Consider the following 6753-nt stretch of genomic DNA (forward strand, 5'->3'; position numbering starts at 1 on the left):
GGAGTTAGTATTTGAAGGATGCGACAAGCCCGTAGGTTCGCGTCATGCCGGGAACGCGAATGGACGTATCGGTGAGAATGTCAGTTGCGGTGTAGTAGTTCTCGTTGAACAGGTTCCGGGCGTACAGGCCGATACTCCAGCGATCGTCTTGGCGGTGCAGCGCAATGTTTGCGTTGACGATGGTGTAGGCCTTCACGTCGAAGACCGGGTCCTCGTCGAGCGATCCGACCGTCTTGCCCTGATAATTTCCGTTGGCGCCAAACTGGATTGCCAGTTTGTCGTCGATCGGCATGTCGTAGGACGCCAGCGCGTTGAGCTGATATTTCGGCGTGAACGGGAAAGCCGACCCGGCAAAATCCTGGGCTTGGCCGAACCGGTTGAAGCCAGAGAATTCGGTCACTTTAGTATGGGTGTAGGATGCACCAAACTTGAACAGCAACTCGCGGCTCGGAGTGATGGTGATGTCCGTCTCTGCGCCATAGACTTCCGACTTTGGAACATTGACGATGCGCGTTAGGGACACGAAGATCGGATCGAGTATCTCGCCGAAAACCTGCTTGTCGCGATAGTCGTAGAAGAAGCCGGCGGCGTTGAACTGGACGAGCCGATTGAAAAGTCCCAGTTTCAGGCCCGCCTCATAGGCTGTGACCTTCTCCTGCCGGGCGGGCACGAGCTGTGTAACGACATTGGCCGCAACGACCGGGAAGGCGCCCGACTTGTAGCCGCGGCTAACCGACGCATAGGCAAGCGTCCGGCTGTTTGGCGTCCAGGTCAGCGCCAGGCGGCCCGAGACATTGTCCTGCTTGAGCTGACTGCTCACCAGACCTGATGGACCAGAAAAGTCGGCCTTGTACGTCAGGCACTGATTGGTGCCGATGCCCGGATTGGCAAAAGGCCGCCCCGTTCGCGCGGCCACGATCGCCGCCACGCCGGTATTCCAGACCGGTGCGGTATTGCCTTCATTGTCGGCGGAGCAACCCTTGAAGTCCAGCTTGTCGTCCGAGTAGCGGACACCTCCGCTGATCTTGAACTGGTCGGAAATCGCCCAGTCTGCATTGGCAAAAGCCGACAGCGAACGACTTATCTGGCTCGAAAGGTTGCGGAATGTGTTGAAGCCATTGGCGATCTGCGCCGGGGTATAGGTCGTCTGCGGCACTGTCCCACCTAGGAAGGCCAAGGTATTGAGGATTGAGGAATCGCGATAATAGCCAACCTGATCATCACGAATCTTGTCTCGTGAATAATAGCCGCCGACGACCCAGTTGACGGCTCCCGTGTCACCAATCAGCCGCAACTCCTGCGAGAACGACCGAATGCGACCGTCCGACAGATATTCCGATGGTTCGAACGTGGTGCCGTCCACGTCGTTCATGTCATGCCGTTTCAAGTCGGAATAGCCGGAAAGCGATGTGACGGTTAAAGCATCGCTGAGTTCATAGTCGATACGCCCAGTTACCGACCAGAAGTTGGAGTCGGCCTTGTACGACGGCTTGCCGGCATAGGTCGGGCCCCAACTCGCTTCGCCTGCCTTCCAGTCGGTGCGGATTTGTGCGGCAAGGCCAGGCGCGGCGAAGGGCGCCGAATCGGGATTGAACGCCACGGCCTGAACCGCAATCGTGTCGGAATTATCCTCCCAGAACGAACCGCCAAGCGTGACCTTAAGCCGATCGGTTGGCTCCCAGAGGAGCGTGACCCGTCCGCCCATGCGGTCCTTCTCGCCAAGGCGCTGGCCAGGGACGTTGACGTTGCGCTGCCACCCCTTGTCAGACGTGTCCCATCGGCCCGCCACGCGAATGCTCAGCGTGTCGGTCAAAGGCCCGCTGACAAACCCTTCGAAATTGATTGTCTGGTAATTCCCGACCTCGGCAGTCAGGCCCGTATGGAAATCCCGCGTCGGTTTGGCTGTGATGAAATTGACCAGACCTCCGGTCGTGTTGCGGCCATAGAGCGTGCCCTGGGGGCCCTTCAGCACCTCGACCCGTTCGATGTCGTAGGACGGTCCATTGCTCATGTACGGATAGGCATAGGCTACTTCGTCGACATAGATGCCAACCGGCGAAGTCGCCGACAGGTTGGGCGTGTTGAAGCCGATGCCGCGTACAGTGTAGATGGGCGTGTTGGCGCTGGAGCGGCTGAAGTTGAACGCCGGAACCAGCTGGGAAATACCCGACGCATCGGTCACACCTGCCTTTGCGAGCGCCTCGCCGCCGAACGCCTGGATCGACAGCGGCACCTTGTTGATGCTTTCCGACCGGCGTTGCGCGGTTACCACAATATCGCCCATACCTGCATCCGCGCCCTGCGTTGCGGTTGCAGCATTTCGATCCTGTGCAAGCGCAGCGGTCGGAAGCACCGCAAATACTATTGCAGCGATCGAAACCGACGTCAGAAACTTTCTCTCAGGCATATCCACCCCTTCCTCTTTTGCCAGGCCCGACGGCCTTGTTGTCGATGGCCTAGACCCCAAGGCGAAACCGCAACCCCGCAAAAAGGACGGGCATTGATCGGATTGTCGGGCGACGTTGCTTGGCGCCCCATCCTTTCGGGTGGGAGCTCTGCAAAAGAGGTCCGGCATACCGGGCTCCGCAGAACAGCAACGGGAGAGCGATTGATGGCGGGAGGATCGACACTGGAGGACGTCAGTGCAGAATTTGAGGCGGCCACACTTCTCGATTTGCCCGGCACCAGCGTCTATGACGCGATCCGACGCCAGGCTGATCGCTTCCCTGACAAACTGGCGGTCATCGACATTCCGGATGCGCGGCTCGACACCGTGCCTACGACGATTACCTACAAGGCACTGCATGCTGCGATCGTGCATGCTGCCAATCGCATGCTTGAAATTGGTCTCTGCGAGGGTGACCGGATACTCTATCTGGCGCCCAATTCTCTTGCCAGTCTGACAGGCTTTTGGGCGGCGCAACTGGTTGGCGTCGTCGTGCCGGTGAATCCGTTTCTGAATCCTGATATGATCGCCGACATCGCGCGGGCAACGGGTGCGCGGGCGGTCATGTCAGCTGGCTGGCAAGGGGCAGACGGCAGCTTCGAGCTTGCGTGTACGCTGATATCGGCTGCTCCGGACCTGCAATTTCATCTCGTCCTGGGCGGCGACGTGGCGAGAGGCGCGATCGACCTGCTTGCTAGTCCGGCGATAGATTTTGACGCTTCCTATCGGGGGCGCCTGCCTGACCTCAACGACATAGCTGCCTATTTCCCGACCGGCGGTACGACCGGCGCGCCCAAGGTCGCCCGGCTCTCCCACCGTAACCTGCTCGTAGGCGCCTTCAGCAGTGCCGTGGCTAGTACAGTCGATGCGGATCAGGTCGTCCCCTTCGGATTGCCAATGTTTCATGTTGGTGGGGGCGTAATCGCTTCCATGCGTACATTGATCCTTGGCCAGACGATGGTGGTCTTGACGCCCGCAGGGTTCAGGACACCCGGTCTGACCGAAAATTTCTGGGCATTGGCCGACAGGTTTGGCTTCACGCAATTCATCTCCGTCCCCACGGTGTTCGCTGATTTGCTCGCCACCTACTCAGGGGGTGGGACTACGATCCGCTATTTCATAGCCGGCGCGAGCAAGCTGCCGGCCAGCCTCTGCAAGTCATATGAGAAGCTCTTTGGGAGCGGAATCTACGAAGGCTATGGCATGACGGAAACGGCAGGTTTCTGCTGCGTAAATCCGTCGACGCTGCCTGCACGACCGGGAAGCGGAGGCATTGAAGCGCCATTATACAAGGTTCGGGTCGTCCTCCTCGACGATGAGGGCCGGTTCGTTCGAGAGTGCCAGTCTGGCGAGACCGGCAACATCGTGGTCTCCGGGCCGGCGGTGTTCGCGGGCTATCTCGACAGCTCACAGGATGCCGGAAAGTTCATCAAGGGCATGCAGGACGGCCGCTGGATCGACGCGGGTGATCTTGGACGTTTCGATCCTGACGGCTACCTCTGGATCACGGGCCGCGAGAAAGATCTTATCATTCGCGGCGGGCACAACATCGACCCTGCACCGATTGAGGAAACCCTCCTTGATCACCCGGATATCGTGGATGCGGCGGCCGTGGGCATGCCTGACGTGCGGGTTGGGGAGATGCCGGTTGCCTTCATCCAGCTCGCCGATGGGGCAGAGCTGAACGAGGCGAGGCTGCGAACATTCTGCCAGGAGCGATTGCCCGAACGCGCCGGTACTCCGGCGAGGATATTCGCGCTGGAAGCCCTGCCACGCACGGCGATGCGCAAGATCTTCAAGCCGGAGCTGCGTCGCCTCGCTGCCGTTGCCGTAGTCGATGCGACCCTCGGCGCAATCAACTCCACGCACGACTATAGCTGGCAGGTCGTCTGTGACGACCGTGGCTGCATCGCAGTGGAGATTTCCTTCACCTCTCACGATTCCGCGATCGTCAGCCTGATCGAGGATCAACTCGGTGCGCTCAATCTGCACGTGATATTCTGCGAGACAAGTTCATGACTGAAGTCCTTACTGCCGAATCTCTGGCGCGACCGTCGACGTTCGCGAAGCCCGCTGAGGTCTACGACCTGTATGCCAGGCTACGGCGCGACGCCCCAATCGCGAGGGCAGAGCCGCGCGGCTATCGTCCATTCTGGGTCGTGACACGGCATGAAGACATCATGGCCATCGAACGCAATTCAGCCACCTATGCAGCAGGTGACCGCACCGTACTTCTGCCGGAAAAGGTCGAAGCGATCTACGAGGCGAAATATGGCGACCGTAATGGCGTCAAGCCGCTGACCCATATGGATGGCGGCTATCATCGTGCCCATCGCAGCGTCACGATGGACTGGTTTGGCCCGAAGAACCTTCGCAAGTTCGAGTCTCAGATCGCGCTGATCGCTAAGGAATTTGTCGATCGGATGGAGGATATGGGCGAAGCCTGCGATTTTTCTGCTGACATCGCTTACTGGTTTCCCCTTCGGGTGGTGATGACGCTGATGGGGGTGCCGAGAGAGGATGAGGCCCATGTTCTCCGTCTGACGCAACGGTTGTTCAGCCCGGCGGACAAAGATCTCAAAACTCAGGCCGACGAGAAAGCTGCGCCAGCGCCCGGCGGCTCGCGAGACGTTTTCGCCGAGTTTGGCGAATATTATCAGGGTCTGACAGAGGACCGCCGCAAATCGCCCCGCAACGACATTATCTCGACGATTGCCAATGGGGTGGTGAACGGCTGTCCGATGGCACAGCGAGAGATGACCTCCTACTACGTGATCGCATCCACTGCCGGGCATGACACGACAGCAGCATCGATCGGTGGAGGGTTACTTGGCCTGATGCAGTTCCCCGAGCAGCTTACGAAATTGCGCAGCGACCTTGGTCTGCTCAATCTGGCGGCCGAAGAGTTCGTGCGTTGGACGGCTCCGGTAAAGCATTTCATGCGAACACCGCAGGAAGACGTCATCTGGCACGATACAAGGATCGCGGCCGGTGAAAATATCATGCTTTGCTATCCGTCGGCGTGTCGGGACGAGAGCGTCTTTCCGGATGCCGGCCAATTCCGCGTCGATCGCTCCAGCAATCCCGCGCATCTGGCGTTCGGCTACGGACCGCACTTCTGTCTCGGTAAGTTCCTTGCCACGATGGAAATTCGCGCCTTCTACGCCGAACTTCTTCCCCGGCTCAAGCAAGTCGAACTTGCAGGCGATCCAACCTACATCGAGTCAACTTTCGTGAGCGGCCTGAAGACGCTTCCCATCCATTTTCGGTTCTGAGCATGGACTGCCCGAAGCTCTACCACAGCGCCAACTCCCGCTCGTTTCGTGCCCTATGGGCACTCGAAGAGGTCGGCATTGCCTATGAACTCGAGATGATGGCGTTCCCGCCGCGCAGCTCGTGCCCGAGCTATCTCGAGATAAATCCGCTTGGAACCGTACCGCTCCTTGTCGATGGCGATCTGCGCATGACCGAGTCAGCAGCCATCTGCCATTATCTCGGTGCAAAATTCGCGCCCGACAGACTTGTGCCGAATGCCAGTGATCCGAATTTCGGAGCCTATCTTAATTACCTCCATTTTGGCGAGGCGACCCTGACCTTTCCCCAGGCAATCGTCCTGCGGTACGGCCAGTTCGAGCCGGAGGACCGGAGGTCAGCACAAGTCGTGGCGGACTACTCTCGATGGTTCCTGGCGAGAGCCCGCGGAATCGAGTCTTTCCTCTCAGATGGTGACTTCGCTGCTGGCTCCTCGTTCAGCATGGCGGACATCTCAGTGGGGTACGCCGTGATGCTCTCCCAATTTACTGGCCTGTTTGAGGACCTGCCTGAGACTGTTCGCCAATATTGGCTCCGCCTTCAAGCGAGGCCTGCTTACGAGCGCGCGATGGCTGCTCAACGATGATCGGCAGGCTCGAGATCGAGGATCGGCTCGCCCACGGACATAATGCTGCTATTGGAGTGCGCTATTCTGCACATGGCGCCGACTGGGCAGAACTGATCTTACCCTATGACGTCGGCCTAGCGGCCGACTGGAGCCAGGGCGTATTAGCCTCGGGTCCGATCATCACAATGATGGACCTTGCAACAAGTTTCGCCGTTTGGTTGCGCAAAGGCCATTTCACCAATCAGGCCACACTGGATTTGCGGGTCGATTACATGCGCCCCGCCATTCCGGGCACGGATGTAATAGGTCGGGGCGAATGCTATCGCCTAACGCACAATATCGCATTCGTACGCGGGCTGGCGCACCAGGGGAATGCAGTCGATCCTGTTGCTCATGTGGCGGGAACATTTATGTTTCTCGGAGGGGC

The 6753-nt window shown here is 59.0% G+C and carries 5 protein-coding genes; 4 read left to right on the forward strand and 1 reads right to left on the reverse strand.

The window, feature by feature from the left end; all coding sequences use genetic code 11:
- Positions 1-4 precede the first annotated feature (4 nt).
- Positions 5-2407, reverse strand: a complete 2403-nt coding sequence (locus IL54_RS09075; protein ID WP_037478213.1) for a TonB-dependent receptor — start codon at positions 2405-2407, stop codon at positions 5-7.
- 204 nt (positions 2408-2611) lie between these two features.
- Here IL54_RS09075 and IL54_RS24070 point away from each other — a divergent pair, with 204 nt between their 5' ends.
- The 4 genes from IL54_RS24070 to IL54_RS22230 all read left to right on the forward strand — a co-directional run.
- On the forward strand, positions 2612-4465 hold the full coding sequence (locus tag IL54_RS24070) for an AMP-binding protein (protein WP_037474975.1): 1854 nt from the start codon (positions 2612-2614) through the stop codon (positions 4463-4465).
- The gene (locus IL54_RS09085; RefSeq protein WP_037474978.1) at positions 4462-5721 is read left to right on the forward strand and encodes a cytochrome P450; all 1260 of its coding nucleotides are present in this window, start codon (positions 4462-4464) and stop codon (positions 5719-5721) included. Before IL54_RS24070 ends, IL54_RS09085 begins: the two co-directional genes overlap by 4 nt.
- A 2-nt stretch (positions 5722-5723) precedes the next feature.
- Positions 5724-6344 (forward strand): glutathione S-transferase family protein, encoded by a 621-nt coding sequence (locus IL54_RS09090; RefSeq protein ID WP_052027624.1) that lies wholly within the window; start codon positions 5724-5726, stop codon positions 6342-6344.
- The coding region (locus tag IL54_RS22230; RefSeq protein ID WP_156106283.1) for a PaaI family thioesterase at positions 6341-6753 on the forward strand (413 nt) is incomplete at its 3' end. The genes IL54_RS09090 and IL54_RS22230, both read left to right, overlap by 4 nt.

The organism is Sphingobium sp. ba1, assembly GCF_000743655.1.
In the GTDB taxonomy this organism is placed as follows: domain Bacteria; phylum Pseudomonadota; class Alphaproteobacteria; order Sphingomonadales; family Sphingomonadaceae; genus Sphingobium.